At 48.4% G+C, this 1,823-nt stretch carries 1 protein-coding gene and 1 pseudogene; one reads left to right on the top strand and one right to left on the bottom strand.

The annotated features are described in order from the left end of the window. On the top strand, positions 1–817 hold an 817-nt coding region (locus tag YA0848_RS35595; RefSeq protein WP_198731586.1), incomplete at its 5' end, for a hypothetical protein. Positions 818–986: 169 nt separating this feature from the next. Here YA0848_RS35595 and YA0848_RS35600 read toward each other — a convergent pair. Continuing rightward, positions 987–1,130 (bottom strand): annotated as a pseudogene (locus YA0848_RS35600) (IS5/IS1182 family transposase); the annotation flags it as partial. Positions 1,131–1,823 lie beyond the last annotated feature (693 nt).

Consider the following 1,823-nt stretch of genomic DNA (forward strand, 5'->3'; position numbering starts at 1 on the left):
CAGTCTCACCTTTGACTTTGATAAAGAACCAAAACCAGGGAGTGACATTTTGCTGGAAAAATATATTTTCGGAAATACACCAGAAACAGCGATTGATCAATCGCTTTTATCAAATCTCAACTCTCAGACTTTTGAGATGCCGATGGGGTGTAACGCATTATTTGTAAATTGCCCTGATGAAACCACGTATGGCTGGTTGTTAATTGATGGAGTCTTTCTTGATCAAGAAGCCTATGTTAATTGGCGAGACAATCTGATGGAGAAGGGTTTCCCGCCTCGCAGTCCGGAAGAGCTTGCTGAGGATAAGCGAATAGCGGAGGAAGATAGAAGGTTGGCAAACCTTCGGCCCAAAAAGATGGGAAAAATAGCGATTGCCCGGGTTCGTGATCTGGATAATTACTGCGTGGCACTAATTGAATTGGATGTAAACAATACAACGGTTAAAGATATTCGACGTTTAATTACTAAGGCGAACGGGGTTGAAGCTGGGGAGAGGCCATTGGCGTCAACTAACTATTTTACTGCTCAAGGCTTAAAGGATTTGGCTGATAAATACAAAGGCAATTATTCAATGACTGTTACTATAAGGCACCAGTTGGCGAGTGTTGTGATGGATAAAGGATACGGCCATCCGAAAGTAAGGGTTCCAAGCGATACCCGATCTACGCTGGCGGACAATGTGCGCTTGGCTGATATGAAGGGGGAGGTTATTGTGTATTTTTATAATGGTATTCCTTCAACTCCGTTTAGCTGGAAAGATTTTCTCATCGGCGACTTATTCGCTTCTCTGCTTGGTGAGTCTGGGAACTATCTTTGATTTTTCGTGGTATTTTGCTTTTTAGGGATGCTCTGAAATAGCCGGATATTTTCCGGCTATCGAGCCCTCAGCACTTTTTGAGGGCGACGCACGTCGAAAATTGATCAACCCTCTTCATTTTTCAGCCCCTCGGCCACTGCAAAGCGCTTCGCAGCAGCCATTTCCTGCATCACGCGCACACCTCTCCTACGTTCGCCAACAAGTATCGACGGGCCATCCACAAGTTCGACAGCACGAACAGCATCACCATCTGAGCGGTGTTCTTGGCCAAACTCCGGAAGCGCACTTTTTTATAGCCAAACTGGCGTTTTAGGCTCCCCAAGTCCAATGGAACGAAAACGTACGCCAGTTGAGCTATGAGTCACCATCTAGAGCAATGCCAATGCTGTCGCAGGGAGGGCGAAAAAACCTCGATTGATGGACGACCGGTCAGTCGCAAATAATATGAGCCCATGCAAATGGAATGCAAGCCGGCACAGATCAATGCAAGCTCGCTCGCAGCTAATGTGAGCCAGAAGGCTTCGTCAATTGCAGTTAATCTGAGCTGAGAAATGCGTTGAATGCGAGCAGGGGCGTTTTCGATTGCAAGCCGTTACACATAGGAAAGCCATTTGACGGCAACGCATGCGAGCCCGGCAATGGAAATATGGTGGCGCTACTTGCACCCAATCGGGAGGCGGTAAGAAGAAGCCACGCAACCGCACTGGCCTTAGGCGGAACGTGTGAGGGCGCGCCTGGATTAAGGCCTCACTACCATCCCGACTATTACGGCGCGTACTTTCGAGACCCTGACGGTAACAAGCTTTGTGTCTGCTGCCACAGCCCAGCATAAGATTAGTCGGCGTTTATAAAGAGAGCTGCCAACGCTCAAGCAAAGTCGAGGGCATCAACCCAATAGCTCGTGGACTTTACGTAGCCGAAAGACTTTAAAACGGCCCACGGGTTTTCTCATAGCCTTGACCTAGAGCTGCCGCCGTATGCATCCCCACCTACGACCCGCGTCCAT

Origin of the sequence: Pseudomonas sp. S4_EA_1b, assembly GCF_016307435.1 — a bacterium.
Classification (GTDB): Bacteria; Pseudomonadota; Gammaproteobacteria; order Pseudomonadales; family Pseudomonadaceae; genus Aquipseudomonas; species Aquipseudomonas rhodesiae.